The sequence below is a fragment of the Paenibacillus sp. Y568 genome, assembly GCF_059445545.1.
On sequence record NZ_JCAIUM010000006.1, the window covers coordinates 107,729 to 129,586 of the forward strand.

Sequence of the window (21,858 nt, forward strand, 5' to 3'; positions counted from 1 at the left end):
TGTCCCATTTAAATTTTACCAAATTTTAGTGGTATTTTCTACCGTTTCACAAAAAAAATAAGCGCCCCAACACATCTGGTCGCTTATCATCATACCACTTTACATTTTTATATTGTCTATACTTCTAAGTTCGATGATCACTCCTATTGCATAGGAATTTGAGGTTGACCAGTCGCTGGAGCATAGGCACGCAGCATGGCTTGAGCATCTGCTTGATCCAACTGTGGTACTTGATAGTACCCATGTTTGTTCTGATATAGGAATATTTCATAGGCCATTTCGATATAGTTCTCGATCTGGGCAGCGACAACTCGACGCACTACAGGATTGGTTACTTCCAACGCTGCAATCGTCATATGTGAAGCCGTGGATTTAAGCTCGCCAAGCATGAAGCCGCTAATCTGAGCATCTTTAATCTCATTTACAGATTGAATTGGTTTTTTCGGCTGACTTGGCGTGAGTCCATAATTTATTTGGTTGGCCGCTTGTGGCATCGTATACATGGTCGTATCCTGACTTGGTTTCTGCCCTGTTGTGTAACATTCTACCGTTAGATTGTATTGAGAAAGAATGAAATTGTATTGACGATTCATAATAGTCATAAGTTCGTTATCCTTAACAAAGGATTTGTAGATTATGAATTGATCTAGAACACCGATCGTACAAGATAATACTTCGTGCATATCTAACAGTTCATGCCCTCCACGATTCGTATTCTGCATGCCTGTGGATTGATTATTCATTTGATTATACTGACTTTGATTCTCCATTATTAATGCCCCCTCTACTAATTTGGACGAAAAAACCGACTTGCTTAGGTTGAGTAATCTGGCACAATTTCATACATCATAATAATGGAAGCTCTAGAATATCAAGAAATCCACTTCTATTCACCATCCAATAGCTGCACCATCGCATCTCGGATCGGTTGCTCCTCTAATCAAGCCATTCTCACTAACTTTAATCACATGAGCGTGACCCATAATTACGTCCATTGGATCAACTATACGCACATGATGCCCTTTCGCAGCAAGGTCCACCGCTACTTTAATAAAGGCTATTCCATTCGATTCTGAATGGAATAGCCTTTATTAATTTGAAATTGATTTAATTTAATATTTTTTTCAGTGGCCTCATCTAATCTAGTACTACAATAGCCCTTCAGGTCTCTCTATATCATCTAATGCCAACCAACGAAGCACTTCTCTAGGCGGCTGAGCCAGCCCTTCCGCACATAGAGTAGCCTGCCAGTTCACGCCTCCGATACCATCAATGGTATCGCCATCTTGGATAACTGGGCCCTGCTGCATCACATAATTGGTAATGTTACGAATGAAATCAGCAGCTTCATTAGGATCATAAAGGTTCCGGTTAAATACGATTTCTTGATCCTGTACATCTAATTGCTGCATCCCCACGGTATCCATCACTAACCAATCCTCTTGTGGTAAATTAAACATACGGACGTTGGACCACAACTCAAGCGGTGCAAGATTCGTCTGCTCATATCTTTCCAATAGCTCATCGATCAACGCATCGGAAGCCAAACTTTCCCCACCTGGATTGAAATAGCAGATTGCTTCTGGAAGACGAAGTAATTCCCTTGCAACAGATGTTACCTGTAATAACTCGGGGAATGCTTCATAATCTTCAGGTAAAATAGGTGCCTCCTCATGCACATGTCCCGCAACATACGTTGTACGAATACGAATGCAGGCAACATGGGAATCCATAGCTAATTTCGCATCAGGATATTCCCAAGCCTGTAGTGATGCCCGATCCAGATTGCCAGGATAAGTATGCGGCCCGAAATGGCCCATCGACCAAGCTCCGAATAACTTCGTCTCTTCTTTAGGGTCTCCCATATGGTCAGGCCATGGGCGATCCATGATGTCTACCGTGATGTTGCCATTCACTTCTGGACGATATGAGATCATACAACTCGGCCCGCCGAACTCCCAATTCTCTGATGTCTCATTCACATTCGTGATTTGGAACTTCTGTTCTAGCACTTCCTTAATCTGTTGAATGGAGACGGATTGTGATAACAACACTGTAACGCCTTGAGAAAATAACCCTTTTGCCATGACAATCACCCCTTAAATATATATCTGATTCTTCATTCATCTTACTCACGTTCTAGCGTTTTTTTCTTTGCACCAAAAGGAAGCGGTAGCCCCATACTCTCTAATTCATTGAGAATACGATCGATATGATAATTATAAATAATAAATAGCGGATCCAGCTGTTGCACTTCTTCTTCCTTACCATTTAAGTCACAGTTCTGATTCCCTAATCTAATCATATTATGTAAACTTAGATCATGATCTCCCTCTAACTTCTGAATCATCTTCAGATGTTCATAGATTAATTTATAGGATTCGTATTCTTCTATAATATTCTCCAATGAATCATCCCCATCTTTCATTAGATGAAATTCTTCCTTCGAGATATCAAGATATCTCTCAAGTGTCTTCAACTGGGCTCTTAACTTCGTCCGATTAAATTCTTCCTTCGAGATTAATTGGTCCAATATATAGGCCATTTCTTTCGATAACAATCGACGTGCTTTATGAATGTTAGCCTCATACTTTGGAGGGAATACCAAGTAATTCACCAGCACTGCTACTCCCACACCAATCAGCGTATCCGTAATCCGATTAAGACTATACTGAAATGGAGAAGCTCCTTGTAAATTTAACATGATAGCTAGAAATACGATACCCCCAATAGAAACAGACTTGTTCCACTTCAACAGATTACATAGATAGATCACGACAATGATTCCAAGTGCACATAACCATACATTTCCAGGCTGAATGGAGGCAAAAGCTAACCCTACCCCCGCACCTACAAATGTACCCATCACGCGATTCTTTCCCGCTGTGAAAGAGTTCGTTACCGAATTCTCCATTGAGATCACAGTCGCAATAGCAGCATAGAACGGATATTCCAAGTTTAATACATTCGCAATAATCAGACACACTAATATAGATATTGCTGTTTTGATATTTCTCATACCAATCGCTTGTTGCACACATACACCCCACAATTTTACTTAAGAAGAAAACATTATACTTCCTAGAGTCAAGTTCCGCAAGCACATTGCGCATAGTTATGACCCAGTGCATCATCTTCTCTATAAGTAGAAACAACATTGCCGTTTTAAAAAAAATACAACTCAAGCATAATAGCTCAAGTTGTGTTCTTATTAACGTTTATCTCCCCAAAAGTTAACGGGACTCATATCTTTCGTAATGGTCTTGAATGAATATCCTTCCTTTTTAAGAGAAGAAATAATCAATGGAAGGACCTTTAAGGTTGTCTTTTGATCATGCATGAGAATAATCGGTGTCGTCTTCTGCTTCTGCAACGTATGAATCTGATTCATAACAGTTTTATAAGTAGAATCCGTATCCTCTTTATATTTCCAATCCATAGAATCTACGTTCCAGTCCCATAAATGATAACCTTGATTAAGGACCTTATCTCTGTAGGACTGCGTGAAATATGGTTTACTGCCATAGGGTGGACGAATCAGTGTAGAACTGACACCTGTAATTTTATTAATATACTGATTATCTTTGTCCATCTCAGCCAGCGCGGTTGCGGGAGATTTATAGAACTTATCCTGCACATGCGTAACACCATGTAATCCTATGGCATGGCCTTCGGAAGAGATCCGTTTGACGGCACTTGGATACTTCTGCACATTGTTTCCTAACATAAAGAACGTTGCTTTAGCTCCATTTTTGCCAAGAATATTAAGCAACTCTCCTGTGCTCGCACTAGGCCCGTCATCAAAGGTTAAATAAACAACTTTCCCTGTAGATGATGCACGCTTTGGTGTTGGGGTAACTGTGGCCTTTGGCTTCAAGTTGGCTGAGAACTTCGCAACAAACTCTGCATCACTAAGTTTAGCTGTACCATCTTTTATTCTAAGTAAATTGTTATGTGAATCATACGCGATACTATATCCGAAATAACTGGATACTATTCGCACCGGGATCATTAGCTTACCATTTCGGTTGAACGGATGTACGGTCACCTTACTTCCATCCGACATCATAGCTTTATTCTCTTCTTTGTATATCGTAATCCATCCTTGTGTACCCTTAACCGTCAGAATATGTACTGTACCCGACATCTCTAAATGTAATGCCTCTGACAACTCTCTTAAAGGAACATAAAATGTATTATTCTTAGATACCGAATCAATTTGACTTACTTCATCATTAATACTAAGCCTTAATATAGGTGCAGACGATGTAGCCTGAGCGGTGTTCACCGTACATAAACCAACAAGTAACAGACATAACAACATTAATGAAATTCTTTTTAAAAACAATAGTATAACTCCTATCTTTAATAGATTTGTCTAGTAAGCATATCATAGATATACGAATCGTTAATTGATAGATTGTAACTCCTGAGTAAAGGAATTGTTACCCATTATTAAAGGAAACCATTTACGAGAATAGAATTTCTTGAATCAACGATTACCCGCATGATTCAGCACAAAAAATCCCCATTAAAGATTTCACTCTTCAATGGGGATTTTACATTTCAACCATCAATTGGATTAAATTTAATCGGTTGGGTCCTTCTTTTTAACAGAAGCATTGCCTTTATTCGCTCTAGCGTTCTCCGCTTCTTTAGCTGCTGCCCGAATCGCACCATAATTCTTTTTGACTATTTTGGTCTTATCCGTCTTGTTCCAACGAGTCCAACCTTTACTACCCGTTCCTCTACCTGTTCCACCTTTAGCTTTACTCATATCATCACTCCATTATTTCTGTATGTTGAGTTACTTCTTTCACTATCGACATCGATTGAACCAAAGTGTGTACTCCCTTACTCTATAATTTCTAGAATATATCATGAATATGAGCATTCGTCTTTAGTTCATTCTATTATTTTTCGCCGAGAGGACTACCACTTCTATAAGTGGTGAGGTGAATCGGCGACCTCCTGAATAATCCCACAAGATGTTCTTCCCTTCTTATATCTTAAGAGGTATAATAGAAGCAGAACATACATTCGCATTGTGTGGCTGTAAGGGGGTGAAGATTTGTCAGATTCAAAGTCAATGTACAGAACCCATCAAGTGTGGATTAAACCAGGTCATCGCTTGTTTGCGTACCTCGATCAAGCATGTCGGGATGCCAAGAATCTGTATAACACGACCAACTTTTACATCCGACAGATCGTTACTGCTTATGGAAAGAATGAGCCTCTTCAGCCGTTGCAACAGGAAGTTCTGGACACGCTGGCGTCCCATATCGACGTCATGAACGAACGACGAAGAGATAAGAACCGTTCCCATCCATTCAAGCCACCCACGCAAGAGAGTCCCTTTGTTCATTATAACTTCTTGGACGCGTTGTTCAAAGTGATGAATCAAATCGATTATCGGGCGCTCCCAACGCAGTGCAGTCAGGGAATCATGAAGGTGGTGTTCCACAATTGGAATGCCTTCTTTGCCAGTATCAAGGACTACCGCCAGCATCCTGAGAAGTACAACGGCAAGCCCCATATTCCAGGGTACGCTCGGAACAGAGTGAAGGAAGTCATTTTCTCCAATCAAGATTGTGTGATCAAGGAACGAAAATGTCTCAAGTTTCCAAAGACCAAGCTACAACTGAACATCGGCAAACTGGGCTGTACTGACGGACAACTGATGCAAGTGCGTGTCGTCCCAAGCCATGGACAATACGTGGTTGAAATGATCTTCGCTTATCCTATGGAAAAGAAGGAAGCGGTACAAGAACACGTGCTGGCCATTGATCTTGGCGTCGATAATCTTGCAACCATCGTCACGACCACCGGAGTGAAACCGCTCATCGTGAAGGGCAAGATCGTTAAAGCGATCAATCAGTATTACAACAAGATGAAGGCGCACTATACCCGCATTCTTCGTCAGGGCAAGGAACTACGCGAAGGAGCGTACACGTCCAGACGATTAGAACGACTCCATTTGAAGCGCCACCGTAGGATCAAAGACATCTTCCACAAGGTAAGTCATCATATCGTTACGTTGGCAGTGGAGCATAACATCGGTACGATCGTCATCGGACATAACGACGGATGGAAGCAAGCGCCCGGGATCGGACGACGAAACAATCAGTCCTTCAGTCATATTCCCCATCAGATGCTCATCAAGATGATCAAGTATAAGGCAGAAGAACAGGGAATAGTCGTTATCCTGACCGAAGAGGCGTATACCTCGAAAGCTAGCTTCCAAGATCTAGACCCATTGCCGAGTTATGGCGAAAAGGGGACATGGACCTTCTCAGGCAAACGGATGTATCGCGGTCTGTATAAGAATTGTAAGGGCTTAGTACATGCCGATGTAAATGGCGCAGCCAATATTATGCGTATTCCCAAACGTATCCGCCAAAGGAGCGAATGGGATAGAGGGGTTGGATGGTAACCAGACCATCAACGTGTCAACTCCACTGATGTTAAGCATCCTGAAATAAGTTGGATGATACATCAGAAACCCCCACTTCAGCCAAAGCGACAGCGTTGGTACGTGGCGGGAATATTCATTATAGCATTATCTGACCCCTCACTTTATATTCCCATGATAAAATAACCATTTATCTTAAATCCAAGCCGTATTGAATAGATTTTTCTTCTTCACTTTGGGATAATTAGGTATTCATTTATTTATTCATAGGAGGTTTTACATTAAGCAGCAAAAGAACATTAACAGCTGAAGATTTACATCGCATGCATTGGGTAAGTGATCCCGTTATTTCTTCTTCCGACGGTACCATTGCCTATATCCTTAAATCCGTTGCTGAGAAACATGATGGTTATCGCTCACATATTCGTGCAATTCATCCAGATGGAACTAATATTCCATTCACTACAGGCGAAGAAGATTCAAGTCCTGCCTGGTCACCCGATGGATCTAAACTCGCGTTCCTTCGTAAAAAAGGTGATCACCGTCAAGTGTGGATTATACCTGCACATGGTGGTGAAACCTCTTCAATCACAGATTTCAAACATGGTATTGGTTCATTCAAATGGTCACCCGATGGGCAATCTCTATTAATTAAAGCCACCGTATCTAACGAAAAAGACTTAAAGGCTACACAAGATCAATCCGAGAAATCTCCGCTCCCTGAGAGGCAGTAGTTATCGACCGTATGAAATATAAAGCAGATGGTGGTGGCTTGTGCGATGGGCGAAGACCTCATCTATCTGTCTTCTCACTGAACACTAAGAAATCCGTACAGATTACTTCTGGCGAATTCGATGTTTCAGCCTTCGCATGGTTTCCCAACGGTGAATATGTAACTTACACTGCGACCCCTCATGCTGACGATTATCCCGATCCTGATCTATTATTAACTAACGACTTATTTGTAGTTAACCGTAACGGGGATCATCGTCGTCAATTATCTACCGGGAAATTAACGATTGGCGCAATAACCTATACACCTGATGGACAATCTATTCTAGCTTTAGCGGATGATCTGTCTTGTGGATTCGCTACCCTTACTCGAATCTACCTCTTCCCAATAGATGGTGGAGTCTCTCGAATCATCCATGATGAGTTAGATGTTCAACTTGGACATAGCTGTGTCAGTGATATGCGTTCTAGTGCTGGAACTGCGCCAACGTTTAGTCCTTGATGGACAATCCGTAAATATCCAATTAGTAAGGATGGTAATGTGAGTATTGGTCAGTTCGCATTAGATGGTTCTGAGCATCGCACTGGGTAAAGAAGCGCAATTTATTCGTTTCCCTGGATCAGACCATAACCTCTCTCGATCAGGACATCCACATCTTCGTGTGAATCGTCTGACACATATTGTGCGCTGGTTCGAAGAACATATCGAAGTGTAGAATCAAGTAGCAACTTCTACTTTGCTATAGGGCTACTTATCATTTAATTAGATGATAGACAGCCCTTTTATTTTTCATAAAATTTGGTAGTTGGCAACATTTTCCCAGGTTCATACGTTTAATCTTCTAGTACCCATTCATTAGGGGAAGATTAGACGAACATAAGAAATGAGGAGTATGAAATGAAAAAATGGCATGTTTTCCTTAGCTTCATCGTAGGTCTTACTTTACTATCATCGAGCCTACCTGTCTCTGCAGCTGCAGCAGACACAACTTCCAACATTCGATCCTTCGAACCTACTTCACTCGTTAAAAACGATGGCACCTATTGGGTATGGGGTGGAGATCAATCTGCTCCTACGCAGGTTCACGGGATAACAGATGTAGAGACTTCTCTTGGCAATGATTTTGTTATGAAGAAAGATGGATCCATCTGGACTTTTGAAAGAAATCAATCGTTATCTAGTACTTCAATACATGAAGTTAAGGGCTTAAGTAGTAATATTAGCACCATTTATTATTCCATCTGGAATGAGTTATTGGCCTTGGACCCCAATGGGAAAGTCTACACTGCAGTCCATACAGCTGATAATCTGGATCCTACCCAATTTGTTCAGCTAACGGGAATAGATAATGTAACTAGCATAAGTAGTTACTATGAGTACAACCAGCACGGCGGAGAATGGTGTTTGATATTTCTGAAGAAGGACGGTACTGTCTGGAAAGGTAATGAATCATTACAATCTTTCGAACCCCTACCCTCTTTAAACGATATTACCGCCATTGACAAAAACTTCGCACTAAAGAAGGACGGGACCATCTGGACATGGCCGAATGAAATTAGCGGAGAGGTAACTTCCGTCGACACAACCCCTGCCATCATAAGTGGATTACGCAACATTAAAGCGTTCAAATCCAATGGTAACACTAATCTAGCTATTGATGACCAATCCCGTCTGTGGTTCTGGGGAGCAACGATAACTGGCTGGTCTGATGGAACAACATATCATGAGGAGAAGGTTCCTGTCTTATTAACCAATGTAAAAAATGTCAAAGATGCTTTCGTCGTGGAACGCTCCCTAGTCGTGCTTACCCAATCGGGTAATGTCTATGAAACGTCTATCGAAGGTACATCATTATCTGGAAATGCGAAATTTACGTTACTTACATCTGGCGTTGATCTAATCAAGCAAGGCTACCGCTCTGTCATCATGCAAAAAAGCGATAAAACGCTTTGGGGTTGGGGTGTCAATAAGGACGCACAGTTAGGATACGGAGACTATGAATTTATGCATAGCACTGCTGTTCCCATGCAAAAACCAATTTCAGTTCATTTAAATGGTACATCGGTAGCTTTGAATAATGGTGTCATGATTCAGAATTCTCAAGCCTTCATTCCGCTTCGTTCCGTATTTGAAAAACTAGGGGCTACGATTACATTTGATAACCTGACTAAAATCGTAACCATTAAACGATCTGACGCGGGGATGCCGCCTCTTACAATAAGTATCAATTACAAATCAGGCGTTGTAACGGTTAATAACAAAGTTATGACACTTCAAAATACTCCTTTCAGCGTAAATGGAACTTCTTACCTCCCGCTTCGTTTCATTAGCGAAACGCTTGGAGCAACCGTTGATTGGATTCAAAAGGACGATAAGATCTCGATAACAATGAAGTAGACTAACCATTCACAACTTAAACGGTAAGACTTCCTACATGAGGTAGGAAGTCTTGCCGTTTGCTATTTCTGGTGGAAAAGCTTATGAATTTTACAGCTATTAACTGAATTATTTAATAATCATTAAGACTAAGGATCATATAATTGCATACACAAAAAAATCGGGTGTCCCTAGTCTTTTTAATAAGGACACCCCTTTTAAATTGTTATAGATGATCCACCACTTAACTACTATACTCCATTCAACCGCTCGTGTAGTTTCTGTAATTCTTCCTCCGTTAGATCTCTCCACTGCCCTTGCTCTATACCCTCGATTGAAATGTTCATAATCCTAATCCGTTCAAGTCTTAATACTCTATAACCAAGAGCTTTGCACATTCTACGAATCTGAAGGTTGAGACCCTGGGTTAGAATGATTCGAAATTCCTGCTCATTTATCTGAAATACGTCACACGGTTTTGTTCTCACATGATCAAGAATAACTACACCCTTAGACATTTCCTCGATAAATTGTTCTGTCAGGGGCTTATCTACATTCACGACATATTCTTTCTCATGGTCATTCTCTGAACGCATCATTTTATTGACAATATCGCCGTCGTTCGTAAGCAAAATTAATCCCTCGGATGCTTTATCTAATCTGCCAATAGCGAATATCCGAGAAGGATGATTCACGAATTCAATAATGTTATCTTTAACATGTGGCGCCGCAGTACAAGTAATTCCTATTGGCTTATTTAATGCGATGTATACGGGTTCATCTCTACTAGGTATAGGCTGCCCATCAATAAGTACCGTATCACCCGCAACTACTTCGTCTCCTGGCTCACATGTCACACCATTTATCGTAATTCTACCGGAACCAATTAATCTATCCGTTTCCCGTCTTGAGCAATACCCTGTCTCACTCATATATTTATTGATTCTCACGATAGATCAGACCGATACACTAATTCGAATCGTTCACATACGACAAGCATTTTCGGATCAAATCTACCTTGATACTTCTGAATTTCTTCCGTGAAAAACGCTTCATGAACTTCACGCCAGTAAGCCAATGAACGATCTCCCTCACCTTCGAGGAAAGCATGTTCTGCACTCACTTCATCAAAAGGAATGACTTCCACCGATGTCGTAACGACAATGGATTTCGCTATGTCATCCCCATCAAGGACAATATTGTATTTTCCTACGAATGGTAGAGGCTCATTCTCTATTTCATAGAGCGCATAATTCGAAGCTGTCGCTGTTTTAGTCCCTGATAGAACTAAATCCGATAGCCGATCCGCTAATTCTTTCGTATATCCAAATCTCCATGCTTCATACTTGTCTGAAGCATTAGGATTTAATGTCACATATCGTTCCCATAACTGTTGGGCAGACTGGTTATCCATTTGATTTAACTACCTCAATCTATTCTTATTTTAATTCTTGCTATTTATATTATCATAACACGCAAGTAGAAACGGGAGTTCCATACTTTTTCAGAAGACGGCACCCGTTTCAACTTGAGTTCAGTTAACAGAGGTCTCATCAGGGCTGGTAAAGCCCATTGTTTCCCTTTTTAACAGGAAAATATCCATTTAATTCAATCCATTAACCATGAATTTCCTAGTAAAGACCCTTTTAGATGGAGAAATACCATCTAAGTTATCTGCCAAGCATACAATGAGCAAATTAACAGGAATATTTCCAGTTATTTGTAATCCATATCCATCAGGTCCACCTTATATTGCCTCAAGTTCACCTTTCACTACAACAAACTCGTCCTTCGTATCATCAAGTACTAATTCGAGGTCGTGTCTATATTAACACTATCCTGATCACCATTAATACTAGCCCAATAACCGTTAACACTGGTCCAATAACCGTTAATCTAGCAATCAATCGCCGTTAATACTAGCCCGGCCCCGTTAATACTAGTAACTAATCACCATAAATACTACAACTGATCAGCATTAAATGCAGAGAATGATGTGTTTCAAGGTGATGTCCTTTTTCGTGACAATCGCATTGTGAACGTTAGTGAACAACCGATCACGGAAGTGGCTGATCGTATTATAGAAGCGGGAGGAAAAGTCCTTCTACCGGGATTTGTTCAGACACATATTCATCTGTGTCAGACCTTGTTTCGGGGCAGAGCAGATGATTTGGAATTAATCGATTGGTTACGCACACGAATCTGGCCACTTGAAGCGGCACATAATGAAGAATCTGTTTATTATTCTGCCTTACTTGGCATTGGTGAATTGATCCGAAGTGGAACAACCACGATTCTAGACATGGAGACGGTTCATCATACAGAATCCGCTTTTCAAGCCATTCTAGAGAGTGGAATACGCGCCATCTCTGGGAAAGTGATGATGGATCATGGAACAGAGGTACCGCTTGCCCTTCAAGAGAAGACCGAGCATTCTCTCCAAGAAAGCTTAGATTTGCTACAGAAATGGAATGGAAAAGGAAATGGCCGAATTCAGTATGCATTCTGTCCACGGTTCGTTGTCTCTTGTACGGAAGAACTCTTGATGGGAGTAAGAGACTTATCGGCGGAATACGGTGTGTTAGTTCATACACATGCTTCCGAGAATCAGACGGAAATCTCTATTGTTGAGGCAGAGCGAGGTATGCGAAATATTGTTTACCTTGATCATATCGGACTTGCTCGACCAAACCTCGTTCTAGCACATAGTATTTGGTTGGATGAGGAGGAGAAGCAGATCATCCGTGAACGAGGAGTGAAGGTGACCCATTGCCCAGGCTCTAATATGAAGTTAGCTTCAGGAATTGCCCAGGTACCAGAGCTTATGAGAGAGGGAATTCCTATCGCTCTCGGAGCCGACGGTGCTGCGTGTAATAACAATCTGGATATGTTTCAGGAGATGCGATTGGCGGCTTTGATGCAAAAGGTAAAGCATGGTCCGACGGTCATGGATGCACGAACGGTGCTTCGTATGGCGACGATGGGTGGCGCAGAAGTGCTTGGAATGGAGAAGACAATCGGAAGTATTGAGGTTGGTAAACTGGCTGATCTACAACTGCTCGATTTGGAGGATTTCCACGTCTATCCTTCCTTCGACGCAGATTGGTTCTCCCGGGTTGTCTATGCAGCTACACGCGGAGACGTAGATACCGTGATGATTGACGGAAAGATTGTGATGGAGAATCGAATCATGAAAACGATTGATAAGACTCATGTATTGAAACAATCTGATATTGCACTACGTAATTTATTGGAACGACTGTAACATGACCTTACGACCAAATCACGAAGGGAGAGTAACGTAATGGATATGCATGAATTGTTGCTCGTCCTTGAACATGAGAAGCAGCCCTGTGTTCTGGCAACCGTCATTCGAACGAGAGGCCACGCTTACCGAAAGGTAGGTGCCGCCATGTTATTCACGTCAGATGGTCGTAAATATAAAAGTATTAGTCCCGGATGTCTGGAATCAGATCTGCAACAGCGGGTATCTCTCCTTCTTGAGAAAGATTGTTCCGAACTGGTCATCTATAATATGGAGCCCGAAGAAGATGTGATGTGGGGTGAAATGACAGGGTGCGGCGGTGTCATCGAGGTGCTTCTAGAGCCCGTAACGGGAACGTTTCGTCAGAACCCTTGATGCAGCGCGGATCATTCTTCAAGAAGGTTCCACTGTTCAAGTTAACCGATCCTGGGAGGGTCAGCCATTGGGTGTATAGCTATAAGCCAGAAGAAGCTATGTATCCTGCGCTTCCTGAAGATAGGCTCGAATTCTCTAATGCTAACACCCTTACTTCCTTGTGGACTCCATGCCCACGTCTAATCCTATTTGGAGCTGGAGCTGATGCGGAACCGATCTATGAGCTAGCTAGACAAGCGGGATTTCGTATCGTGATTGCGGATTGGAGATCGTCACTATGTAGTGCTGAGCGATTTCCACATGCGGAACTATGGGTAGGAACCCCAGAAGAAATTGTGGCACCACTCAAGTTATCCTCCACCGATTATATTGTGGCTTGTAGCCATCATCTCCGTCATGAACAGCTATTGCTACAATATGCGCTTCCATGTAAGCCTCGTTATATTGGCATTATTGGGTCAAGGAAACGAATCGCATTACTATTTGAAAACAGACCCATTCCGTTCAATGTATATGCTCCAATTGGACTGAGCATCGGAGCTCAAGGTCCCTTTGAGATTGCCGTTAGTATTGTGGCACAGTTAATTGCTATACGAAGTGGCAAAGAACAACTAGACGGAGGGATCAGAGCATATGAAGATACCCGCGATCTATATGGCGGCAGGTCAGAGTTTCCGAATGGGAACAGCGAAACAATCCTTGGCGTTATTCCCCGGAATAACGCTGGGCAGTATGGCACTTCGTGTTCTCTTATCTAGCGGAATCACAGATATTTATATTGTCGTACGACCTGAAGATCCACTTGACTGGTTCCCAGGTGACTTAGTCGACAATGCCGCGTTGCATATTGTTCGAAGTTGGGATTTCGTCCATTGTGATGATCCTATGTTGTTATACGATGTGGATAACCAGGAAGATTGGTTACGTGCCGTTGCATATTACTCTAATATTACTACAATGAGTTGTTAACAAGATCATAACCATTAAGCTCTCATGTCCTTCGGAAGATTGGCTACATCATTCCCCCGAGAGAAATCGAAAAATCCTTCATGAATATGTTCGGGTGCAGGTAGGTTGCGAGAACTCTTATCTATTGACCAATACACGCCTACTAACATGACTATGACTCCACACAATGAAATAATGGTAGAACTATTTAACCATACACCCAGACTACCACCAATAAGACTGCCTAGAGGTAATGCCATGCCACTCAAAGCCATAGTTGCTGAGAAAATAAGGCCTAAATATTGCGGAGGTACCCCTTTTTGAACAACAGTGTTTATAATTACGTTAACTGCTCCTCCAGGAAACCATGCTAACCCGTAGATAAGAACCGTTATCCATACCCAAGGGCTGTAAGTGCTCAGACTCCAAGCTAATCCTGAAAGGATAAAGGCGAAGGAATATATCCGTCCTAACCGTATTCGGTCGAATCTGAAATAAGGTACGATCAGTGCGCCAAGCAGACTTCCAAGCGCTTGTGCCATCAACAATATGCCATAAATATCAGCCCCACCCAAGTGATCACTATACATCGGAAGGACACTAAATGTCGCTCCTCCGGCAGCATTAATAATGATAATCCCAAACAATAGTTTGGCAAGCGGCGTCTTCACAAGCAATCGTATACCATCCATCAAATCCGAGAAGTAATTGTTCTTTCTAACAGAAGAATTCTTCTTCGTTTCTGATTCGACTTCTGAACTAATCTCTGAATGGCCTTCCGAACTAGCTTCTGGTCTCGCTCCCGCACTCTTTATACGGATTTGAGAGAAAAGTAACGCCCCAATAAAGAACCCTATTGAATTCCATAAATATAACGACACCGCACCAAGCACACCAATAAGGATGCCAGATACGGCATTACAGGCGACATCAATCCCTTGATAAGCTACTGAAAAAAGGGAGTTCCCTTGCGTTAACTGCTTCTTTTCCAAAATCTTAGGGAGAGCCGACATCTGTGCAGGATATACCCACGTATTACACGTCGTTAGTATAGGTGTAATGATCAACACTAACCCTACAGATAAGAACCCGAAATAGGATGCAATAGGCACAATAAGTAACAAGGTACCTTGAATGAGTTGACTGTACACAAGTACACCACGAATGGGAATACGATCTATGATCGGTCCTGAGAGAAGCTGAATAATCTTGGGTATAATCGATAAAAAACCTGCTAATCCCGTATATAAAGTAGAACCGCCCAGATCATACACTAGCCACATGGCTGCGACAGCGTATAAGCTATCCCCTATATTGGTTAATATTCTACCTATAAACATGAGTGAAAAGTTTCTGTTTTTAAAAATATCCACGGTTAGCCCTCCTATTCTGCTTGTTTTTCAACACGTTAATCCGCGGCCACAATCTTGACCCCAACTGCGAACTCCTTAACGTCTTCACCTTCAGTTTCCGAAGTAATGTCAACCCACTTTTCTAGCAATTTTTTGACCTCCGAATTGAATTCCTCCGTCTGAGCTGTTGTAAGAAATAATCGGAGACTTAGCATTGTTCTGGATGACACATCGATATCATCTGCCAATAGCGGATCACTGAATTGTCCGCTTTTTGAATTCGTGGTATACCATTTCGATTTGGCTAGATAATATTTCTCGATGATTCCACCCTCCGAACGTGTCTCCACCAGATCCACAAGTCCCCCTTCATATAATTTGATGATATGGTAGTGCGTACTTCCTGGAGATTGGCCTAACTCTACAGCCACCTGTTTGGCTGTCTTCGCCGTATTCTGAAGACAACTAATAATCTGAATACGCTTAGCGCTACTCAGTAATTTGGACTGCTCAACTGAAATATTGACTAATGGAATTGAATTCGAATCCATAACATCACCCCTAAGAGAATTAGTTTTAATTATACTGATCTAGAATATTTAGTCGTTCTAAAAATTTAGATCGTATATACATAAGCATATTATCACACGACCCATTTTATGTAAATACAATATTTTCAAAAAAATTAAGCTAATAAGTTTAACCAGGATATGGTTATGTAAAAGTGGGCATTAAGAATACTGGATCTACTCCTATCACGTTTACAGTTAACCAAGGCAGCCCGTCAGGTATGGAAAAGATGTATTACACGGTCCCAGATGATGGACTACCACACAATTATTTCTCTACATCCGTATGGTCTTCGGGCTTTTTCTACATCACCATTTCCTCGGGACACAACATGTCTGGAACGGTTGGCGTCCATATAGGAACCAATCTGGCCGAGCTGAGAAACACATAAAATATGGGGCCCTGAACTCTATACACATAAAACAAGCTGCGCTCCGGATATGCCCCATAGAGCGAGCAAGGTCTTTTAACGTGGTATCCAGCCGGCTCATCTTAATAAATTGCTGGAGATTTCAAAACAAATTCATGACAATTAAGATACTTTGAATTTATCAGCAGGTATGCTAAGACGAAATAAAAGACCGAGCAAAATGCTCGATCTTTTTATTTTGCCCTACTACTTAACATCCTTATAAATAGTTCCACTAAATGTAACAGTAATATATGTGTCATGTTGCGCGATATTAACTCTCTGCAATGTTCCACCCGAACGCCCGGCTGTGTCATTATCTTCTGTGTAGACTATTGAGCCAGGAATAGTATCATTTATATGAATTATTGAGAAATAGACTTCTTGCGGATCTGAATTATCTCAGTCAACATTGTTCTGTATGAACATGTATTTCCGATTTGGTATCATTTTGACTTAAGAATTTCATTAAATCATTACTTAGCTGCACAATCTCATTGTTAGCATTATTCGCATAATCCGGCAACCTCATATCCCTAACCATTTTAGTGCGTAGCCATGTCATAAAGAAAAGATCCAAAAATAAGTTTGGAAATTTAAGCACTATTTTAAGCATGGGTGGATCAATTGAAACGCCAGCTTTTTGTATGGCCCTTAGATACGCTTTTAAAGTGACTGTTATTTTGCGTGCCGTCTTTCTGGTTCTGGCTGTTTTTTGGTCAATGATCTTATTCTCAGAATGCAGAACGCTCAACATGGCAATGTCTGATACGGCATGTGTGATTAAATATGCTTGCATATCCTTTTTAATAACGTAGGGAAGCTTCGCTGTTTTAAATAATTTTGCGAGGTTTTCTATGCGTTCTGTCACTACACCATTAATTTCTCCAAATGCAGTTGCCGCTATAAACTTTGGTAGAAATCGAGCATGCAATACTCCATCTTTAATCTGTCCGCCGAATCCGGGAAAAGCTGGTATCAGCCTATCCCCTACGATATCCAACCACGAAGAAAATCCAATTGAATTACTAATCATCGTAACTATATTTTTGCTTTGATTATCTTGTAGCGCTAACAACGCTGATTCGGACCGATCATAACGAACAGTAACGAGAATAAAATCGTATACATCGTCATTTTCGAGCGTATCAATGACATTCACTTGTATCGCTCTAACTGTACCTTTTTCTATATATTGCAGGCCACTTTCTCTTAATGATTTAAATCTATTCGAATGTGCAAACAGGCTAACGTCAAACCCTGCTTCAATAAGCTTAATGGCGTACATGCTCCCAATGACACCTGCACCAAAAATTAAAATTCTATCTTGTTTTGCTGACATTTATACCACCCCTACTTATTAACATTTCCTTTTGATCATCCGACAGCATGTTGTATGATGTGATTGTAAATCTTTATCATTCCTTGATCAACCATCAGTTTTTTATGATTTGTCGGATGATATTCTTATTCGCCAGTAGGAGGAAAACATGCAAAAACAACCCCAAATAACGGAGAAAACAAGACAAAAATTAGTAGAAGTTTTTTGTGAGTTATATAGCCAAAAGCCGATTGAGAAAATTTCGGTTCAGGAAATTGCGAATAAGTCTGGATATAACCGCAGCACCTTTTATCAATACTTTACTGACATTTACGAATTGTTAGACTCTGTTGAAAATGACTTATTAAATGACATAAAAAAAGAATTGGCGAATAAAGAGCTATCGATGCATACGGTTCAAGAAACGCTCTATTGTCTGGACAAAAGAGAACATCTCCTGGTTCTTAATGCCATTTTGGGTGATTATGGAAGTACCCGTTTTTTAAAACGCTTAAAAAAAGAAATCACTTTGGGTCAAATAGAATTAAACGTTCCGCAAAACCATTCCTTAACGCCATACTTCATTGAGTTTTACTTAACAACTGCCCTTTCTTTATTTCGTCTTTGGCTCCAACGTCAAAAGGATTTATCGTCAGAAGAATTTTTCAAATTAGTAGAGAACCTTTATTCAAGAGGGATTACGCCCTATTTTAAAGAATGAGTCACAGATGTGGCGTGGGATGCAATATATCGGCACAAGCAGAAAGGGTGCCGTTCTTTTATTCAAAGACGGCACCCTTTTCATTTGTTGATCCCTTTATGATGTATTCAAATCCTCTTCATTTCCTTATCCATATCTCGATAGTTATCTCCTAGCTCAGAGGTAACACTCACCATCTTCTCGATAAGAACATCAGGCTCGGTTATCGTAATTGACTTCCCATATGAGAGAAGGAAATACGGGACATAGGTCAGCCAAGATTCTAAGCCTAATTGGAATTCACGATCTACACGAAAGCTCCGTGGTTCTTGGCGTTTATGACAATAGCCAACAACGTACCAATGAAGTAGCTTCATTCCCACTTGTGTATTGCATTTCTAATGTACGACCATTGGCAACAGCTACCTCTAATTCTTGAAGAAGCGATTGTTGGCTCCGATCGACAGGAGGATGAATGACAGACAACCCGTCTGAATGCCGCTCCATATGGGCCAACTGTTCCTCATTGGTATACAACTTTAATTTATCGATGGCTCGGTTCAATGCATCTGCAAATGGATAACCCGCTTCTCTAGCAAAAGTAGATGCGTGAATGAGCGCCTTTTGCTCGTCCATGTCAAACATTAATGGAGCCTCTGAGAAGTTCTCCAATATCCGGTATCCACCATAATGCCCTGAATCCGCAATAATAGGCACCCCACTCGCACAAAGAGAATCGATGCAACGGTATACTGTTCGAATATGTACTTCCAATTCGTCCGCAAGCTGTTGAGCAGTCTTTCGCTGACCTGATTTCAACAACCATAGAATTGATAATATATTATCTGCTTTGGACATAACGTTACCGGCACCTGCCTTCTCTCGTGAAATGGATGAATTAATACCCATTATATGGTGTAATCCAATTTTAATAAACGTTCCTCTATTTAAAAGGTTCCATTCCTTTGTCAATCCAATCTTCTCTTGTCGGACCGTATACATCAGGTACACGCAACCCAGCTTGTCGCATTAGAACGGTCATCTGTCCTCTATGATGGGCTTGGTGCATAAGTACAAACCGGAGTGATGCACCATTTGTCCATTTCTCTCCACCCATATCCGTCATTTCTGTAAGTGTGTCATTGGTCCATTGTGTCTCCATAGCCTCCAATATTTCAATATAGTGAACCTATATTCACTATAATTGATCTTCACTGACATCTAACGTCAGTGAAGATTCACCATTCTAAATATATCAGAAGACAATGACAAATACCCTGTTTTGGCTCATGCCAGGAACAGGGTATTTGTCTGATAACTTATCTAAATTCATTGATGTAAGTTGCTTAATTAGATCATTATTTTACAAATGTCATTCGTGAATTGTACAGGGTCAATGACCTGTAGTCCTTCGATCAACAACGCTTGATTGTACAAGAGGTTGGTATACAAGCTTAGTTTGTCTTTATCATTAGCGTATGCATCCTTTAAGGATTGATATACTTCATGATTGACGTTGATTTCCAATACTTTGTCAGCTTTAACTTCCTGACCATTGGACATCCCTTTTAATATTTTTTCCATTTCAATCGTTAGTTCGCCCTCAGAAGACAAACATACAGGATGAGATTTCAGTCTCTTAGACGCTTTGACATTCGTCACTTTATCTGTAAGGATGCTTGCCATCGCTTCAAAGAGTTCCTTATTCTCGTTCTCTTCTGCATCCGTAGGCTTATCTTTCTCATCAGCCTCGATCCCCAAATCACCGCTCGATACGGATCTGAATTCCTTCTCTTTATAATTCATAATCATCTTAATTGCGAATTCATCGATATCATCCGTAAAGTACAGAATTTCATATCCCTTATCAGATACCATCTCTGTTTGTGGAAGCTTATCAATTCTTTCCATAGATTCGCCAGAAGCATAATAGATGTATTTCTGATCTTCAGGCATTCTTGCTACGTATTCATCCAAGGTAACCAATTTCTTATCTTTGGATGAGTAGAACATCAATAAGTCTTGTAGCAATTCTTTATGCATACCGTAATCATTGTAGACTCCGAATTTCAACTGTCTGCCAAAAGATTTGAAGAATAGCTCATATTTCTCACGCTCATCCTTCAGTAAGCTTTGTAGCTGACTCTTAATCTTATTCTTAATATTTTTCGCGATTAACGTTAATTGGCGATCATGTTGTAGCATTTCTCGAGAAATGTTAAGCGATAGATCTTCAGAATCCACCATACCTTTGACAAAGCTGAAGAAGTCCGGTAATAAATCAGAACACTTGTCCATGATCAATACACCATTGGAGTATAGCTCTAATCCCTTCTCAAACTCTTTTGTATAATAGTCAAATGGCGTATTCTCTGGGATAAATAGAATCGCATTATAGACTACAGCACCATCCGCACTAATATGGATATGCTTCAGAGGTTTGTCGAACCCATAACGTTTCTCAGCATAGAAATTGTTATAATCATCTTCTGTAAGCTCATTTTTATTTTTGCGCCAGATCGGAACCATGCTATTCACTGTTTGTTCTGCGCTAACTTCCTCAAACTCATCTTCAGTACCTTCTTTTGGACGTTGTTCCTTCACATCCATCTTAATTGGGTATCTAATGAAATCAGAGTACTTCTTGATAATAGACTTCAAACGATATTCTTCCAGATACTCATCATACTGGTCATCTTCGGTATTCTCTTTGATCGTCAGGATAATCTGAGTACCTACGGTATCCTTCTCACATGGTACAATCGTGTATCCTTCAGCACCTTCTGATTCCCACTTGAATGCTTCTTCGCTACCCAACGCTTTACTGATCACTGTAACGACGTCCGCCACCATAAATGCGGAATAGAATCCAACACCAAATTGACCAATAATATTGTGACCATCTTTTGCTTCGTTATCTTTCTTGAATGCTAATGAACCACTCTTCGCGATAACACCCAAGTTGTTCTCAAGCTCTTCTTGCGTCATTCCCATACCTGTATCCGTGATCGTTAATGTTCTATGTTCCTTATCTGCTGTCACTTTAATGAAGTAATCTTGTTTATTAAATACCAATGACTCATCAACTAGTGCTTTGTAATACATTTTATCGATAGCATCACTAGCATTTGAAACAAGCTCTCTTAAAAATATTTCCTTCTGTGTATAAATGGAGTTAATCATCATCTCCAACATTCTTTTCGATTCTGCTCTAAACTCTTTTTTAGCCATGAATAGTTAATCTCCCTTCGATATGCAAAAAGTAAAATGTTCATCTAGTTAGAATTACTTGCTGTAAATTTATGATCAATATCGCTCATTAAACCAATTAGCACTTTAAGGACTAGAGTGCTAATTCTTATTTTTACACATAACAATTTTTGTTGTCAACTTATGC

The 21,858-nt window shown here is 40.7% G+C and carries 21 protein-coding genes and 3 pseudogenes; 10 read left to right on the plus strand and 14 right to left on the minus strand.

Annotated elements, in window-relative coordinates; genetic code table 11:
* Positions 1-143: 143 nt before the first annotated feature.
* From AC1D7X_RS10490 to AC1D7X_RS10515, 6 genes are all read right to left on the minus strand, one after another.
* Positions 144-770, minus strand: a complete 627-nt coding sequence (locus AC1D7X_RS10490; protein ID WP_495456993.1) for a spore coat protein — start codon at positions 768-770, stop codon at positions 144-146.
* A gap of 120 nt (positions 771-890) precedes the next feature.
* A complete protein-coding gene (locus tag AC1D7X_RS10495; RefSeq protein WP_495475187.1) occupies positions 891-1,013 on the minus strand; it encodes a hypothetical protein in 123 nt (40 codons plus the stop codon).
* 135 nt (positions 1,014-1,148) lie between these two features.
* Positions 1,149-2,087 (minus strand): DUF4261 domain-containing protein, encoded by a 939-nt coding sequence (locus AC1D7X_RS10500; protein WP_495475188.1) that lies wholly within the window; start codon positions 2,085-2,087, stop codon positions 1,149-1,151.
* A 41-nt stretch (positions 2,088-2,128) separates the two neighbouring features.
* The gene (locus AC1D7X_RS10505) at positions 2,129-3,037 is read right to left on the minus strand and encodes an FUSC family protein (protein ID WP_495456995.1); all 909 of its coding nucleotides are present in this window, start codon (positions 3,035-3,037) and stop codon (positions 2,129-2,131) included.
* 174 nt (positions 3,038-3,211) lie between these two features.
* Positions 3,212-4,348 (minus strand): polysaccharide deacetylase family protein, encoded by a 1,137-nt coding sequence (locus tag AC1D7X_RS10510; RefSeq protein WP_495475189.1) that lies wholly within the window; start codon positions 4,346-4,348, stop codon positions 3,212-3,214.
* A 240-nt stretch (positions 4,349-4,588) separates the two neighbouring features.
* The gene (locus AC1D7X_RS10515; RefSeq protein WP_495456997.1) at positions 4,589-4,777 is read right to left on the minus strand and encodes a DUF3934 family protein; all 189 of its coding nucleotides are present in this window, start codon (positions 4,775-4,777) and stop codon (positions 4,589-4,591) included.
* A 312-nt stretch (positions 4,778-5,089) separates the two neighbouring features.
* On the opposite strand from AC1D7X_RS10515, the pseudogene AC1D7X_RS10520 reads away from it, so the two are divergent.
* The 4 genes and pseudogenes from AC1D7X_RS10520 (at position 5,090) to AC1D7X_RS10535 (ending at position 9,542) form a co-directional block, all read left to right on the plus strand.
* Positions 5,090-6,482 (plus strand): annotated as a pseudogene (locus AC1D7X_RS10520) (RNA-guided endonuclease InsQ/TnpB family protein).
* A 253-nt stretch (positions 6,483-6,735) separates the two neighbouring features.
* Positions 6,736-7,146 carry a TolB family protein gene (locus AC1D7X_RS10525; protein WP_495475190.1) on the plus strand — a complete coding sequence of 137 codons (411 nt, stop codon included), beginning with the start codon at positions 6,736-6,738 and terminating at the stop codon, positions 7,144-7,146.
* 11 nt (positions 7,147-7,157) lie between these two features.
* Positions 7,158-7,646, plus strand: a complete 489-nt coding sequence (locus tag AC1D7X_RS10530) for a TolB family protein (protein WP_495456999.1) — start codon at positions 7,158-7,160, stop codon at positions 7,644-7,646.
* A gap of 396 nt (positions 7,647-8,042) precedes the next feature.
* Positions 8,043-9,542, plus strand: a complete 1,500-nt coding sequence (locus AC1D7X_RS10535) for a stalk domain-containing protein (protein ID WP_495475191.1) — start codon at positions 8,043-8,045, stop codon at positions 9,540-9,542.
* 230 nt (positions 9,543-9,772) lie between these two features.
* On the opposite strand, the gene AC1D7X_RS10540 is transcribed toward AC1D7X_RS10535, so the two are convergent.
* Positions 9,773-10,471 (minus strand): pseudouridine synthase, encoded by a 699-nt coding sequence (locus tag AC1D7X_RS10540; protein WP_495475192.1) that lies wholly within the window; start codon positions 10,469-10,471, stop codon positions 9,773-9,775.
* The gene (locus tag AC1D7X_RS10545) at positions 10,468-10,935 is read right to left on the minus strand and encodes an ASCH domain-containing protein (protein WP_495457003.1); all 468 of its coding nucleotides are present in this window, start codon (positions 10,933-10,935) and stop codon (positions 10,468-10,470) included. The genes AC1D7X_RS10540 and AC1D7X_RS10545 overlap by 4 nt, the downstream gene beginning before the upstream one ends.
* A 564-nt stretch (positions 10,936-11,499) precedes the next feature.
* Here AC1D7X_RS10545 and AC1D7X_RS10550 point away from each other — a divergent pair.
* From AC1D7X_RS10550 to AC1D7X_RS10565, 4 genes and pseudogenes are all read left to right on the plus strand, one after another.
* A pseudogene (locus tag AC1D7X_RS10550) lies at positions 11,500-12,786 on the plus strand (5'-deoxyadenosine deaminase); the annotation flags it as partial.
* Positions 12,787-12,825: 39 nt separating this feature from the next.
* The gene (locus AC1D7X_RS10555; RefSeq protein ID WP_495475193.1) at positions 12,826-13,161 is read left to right on the plus strand and encodes an XdhC family protein; all 336 of its coding nucleotides are present in this window, start codon (positions 12,826-12,828) and stop codon (positions 13,159-13,161) included.
* 71 nt (positions 13,162-13,232) lie between these two features.
* Positions 13,233-13,919, plus strand: a complete 687-nt coding sequence (locus AC1D7X_RS10560; protein ID WP_495475194.1) for an XdhC family protein — start codon at positions 13,233-13,235, stop codon at positions 13,917-13,919.
* Positions 13,840-14,130: a hypothetical protein gene (locus AC1D7X_RS10565; protein ID WP_495475195.1), complete on the plus strand. Its 291-nt coding sequence runs from the start codon at positions 13,840-13,842 to the stop codon at positions 14,128-14,130. The genes AC1D7X_RS10560 and AC1D7X_RS10565 overlap by 80 nt, the downstream gene beginning before the upstream one ends.
* Positions 14,131-14,144: 14 nt before the next feature.
* Here AC1D7X_RS10565 and AC1D7X_RS10570 read toward each other — a convergent pair whose 3' ends face one another.
* On the minus strand, positions 14,145-15,482 hold the full coding sequence (locus AC1D7X_RS10570; protein ID WP_495475196.1) for an MFS transporter: 1,338 nt from the start codon (positions 15,480-15,482) through the stop codon (positions 14,145-14,147).
* Between the two features lie 35 nt (positions 15,483-15,517).
* Positions 15,518-16,012 carry an ArsR/SmtB family transcription factor gene (locus tag AC1D7X_RS10575; RefSeq protein ID WP_495475197.1) on the minus strand — a complete coding sequence of 165 codons (495 nt, stop codon included), beginning with the start codon at positions 16,010-16,012 and terminating at the stop codon, positions 15,518-15,520.
* 173 nt (positions 16,013-16,185) lie between these two features.
* Between AC1D7X_RS10575 and AC1D7X_RS10580 the strand changes: the two genes are divergently transcribed.
* A complete protein-coding gene (locus AC1D7X_RS10580; protein WP_495475198.1) occupies positions 16,186-16,422 on the plus strand; it encodes a hypothetical protein in 237 nt (78 codons plus the stop codon).
* Positions 16,423-16,846: 424 nt separating this feature from the next.
* Here AC1D7X_RS10580 and AC1D7X_RS10585 read toward each other — a convergent pair whose 3' ends face one another.
* Positions 16,847-17,782: a ketopantoate reductase family protein gene (locus AC1D7X_RS10585; RefSeq protein WP_495457008.1), complete on the minus strand. Its 936-nt coding sequence runs from the start codon at positions 17,780-17,782 to the stop codon at positions 16,847-16,849.
* A 148-nt stretch (positions 17,783-17,930) separates the two neighbouring features.
* On the opposite strand from AC1D7X_RS10585, the gene AC1D7X_RS10590 reads away from it, so the two are divergent.
* Positions 17,931-18,482, plus strand: a complete 552-nt coding sequence (locus tag AC1D7X_RS10590; protein WP_495475199.1) for a TetR/AcrR family transcriptional regulator — start codon at positions 17,931-17,933, stop codon at positions 18,480-18,482.
* A 107-nt stretch (positions 18,483-18,589) separates the two neighbouring features.
* Here AC1D7X_RS10590 and AC1D7X_RS10595 read toward each other — a convergent pair.
* The 3 genes and pseudogenes from AC1D7X_RS10595 to htpG form a co-directional block, all read right to left on the minus strand.
* Positions 18,590-19,319: pseudogene (locus tag AC1D7X_RS10595) on the minus strand (helix-turn-helix transcriptional regulator).
* 85 nt (positions 19,320-19,404) lie between these two features.
* Complete coding sequence (locus tag AC1D7X_RS10600; RefSeq protein ID WP_495457010.1) at positions 19,405-19,623, minus strand: DinB family protein; 219 nt, start codon at positions 19,621-19,623, stop codon at positions 19,405-19,407.
* Between the two features lie 188 nt (positions 19,624-19,811).
* Positions 19,812-21,692, minus strand: coding sequence for a molecular chaperone HtpG (gene htpG, locus AC1D7X_RS10605; RefSeq protein ID WP_495457011.1), 1,881 nt, complete (start codon positions 21,690-21,692; stop codon positions 19,812-19,814).
* Positions 21,693-21,858 lie beyond the last annotated feature (166 nt).

What these genes read in the sequence shown, in the direction of transcription:
- AC1D7X_RS10490 (WP_495456993.1), bottom strand. Translation starts at nt 770, where the DNA reads ATGGAGAATCAAAGTCAGTATAATCAAATGAATAATCAATCCACAGGC.
- AC1D7X_RS10500 (WP_495475188.1), bottom strand. Translation starts at nt 2,087, where the DNA reads ATGGCAAAAGGGTTATTTTCTCAAGGCGTTACAGTGTTGTTATCACAA.
- AC1D7X_RS10515 (WP_495456997.1), bottom strand. Translation starts at nt 4,777, where the DNA reads ATGAGTAAAGCTAAAGGTGGAACAGGTAGAGGAACGGGTAGTAAAGGT.
- AC1D7X_RS10525 (WP_495475190.1), top strand. Translation starts at nt 6,736, where the DNA reads ATGCATTGGGTAAGTGATCCCGTTATTTCTTCTTCCGACGGTACCATT.
- AC1D7X_RS10530 (WP_495456999.1), top strand. Translation starts at nt 7,158, where the DNA reads ATGAAATATAAAGCAGATGGTGGTGGCTTGTGCGATGGGCGAAGACCT.
- AC1D7X_RS10535 (WP_495475191.1), top strand. Translation starts at nt 8,043, where the DNA reads ATGAAAAAATGGCATGTTTTCCTTAGCTTCATCGTAGGTCTTACTTTA.
- AC1D7X_RS10545 (WP_495457003.1), bottom strand. Translation starts at nt 10,935, where the DNA reads ATGGATAACCAGTCTGCCCAACAGTTATGGGAACGATATGTGACATTA.
- AC1D7X_RS10555 (WP_495475193.1), top strand. Translation starts at nt 12,826, where the DNA reads ATGGATATGCATGAATTGTTGCTCGTCCTTGAACATGAGAAGCAGCCC.
- AC1D7X_RS10565 (WP_495475195.1), top strand. Translation starts at nt 13,840, where the DNA reads ATGGGAACAGCGAAACAATCCTTGGCGTTATTCCCCGGAATAACGCTG.
- AC1D7X_RS10575 (WP_495475197.1), bottom strand. Translation starts at nt 16,012, where the DNA reads ATGGATTCGAATTCAATTCCATTAGTCAATATTTCAGTTGAGCAGTCC.
- AC1D7X_RS10585 (WP_495457008.1), bottom strand. Translation starts at nt 17,782, where the DNA reads ATGTCAGCAAAACAAGATAGAATTTTAATTTTTGGTGCAGGTGTCATT.
- AC1D7X_RS10590 (WP_495475199.1), top strand. Translation starts at nt 17,931, where the DNA reads ATGCAAAAACAACCCCAAATAACGGAGAAAACAAGACAAAAATTAGTA.
- AC1D7X_RS10600 (WP_495457010.1), bottom strand. Translation starts at nt 19,623, where the DNA reads ATGGAGACACAATGGACCAATGACACACTTACAGAAATGACGGATATG.
- htpG (WP_495457011.1), bottom strand. Translation starts at nt 21,692, where the DNA reads ATGGCTAAAAAAGAGTTTAGAGCAGAATCGAAAAGAATGTTGGAGATG.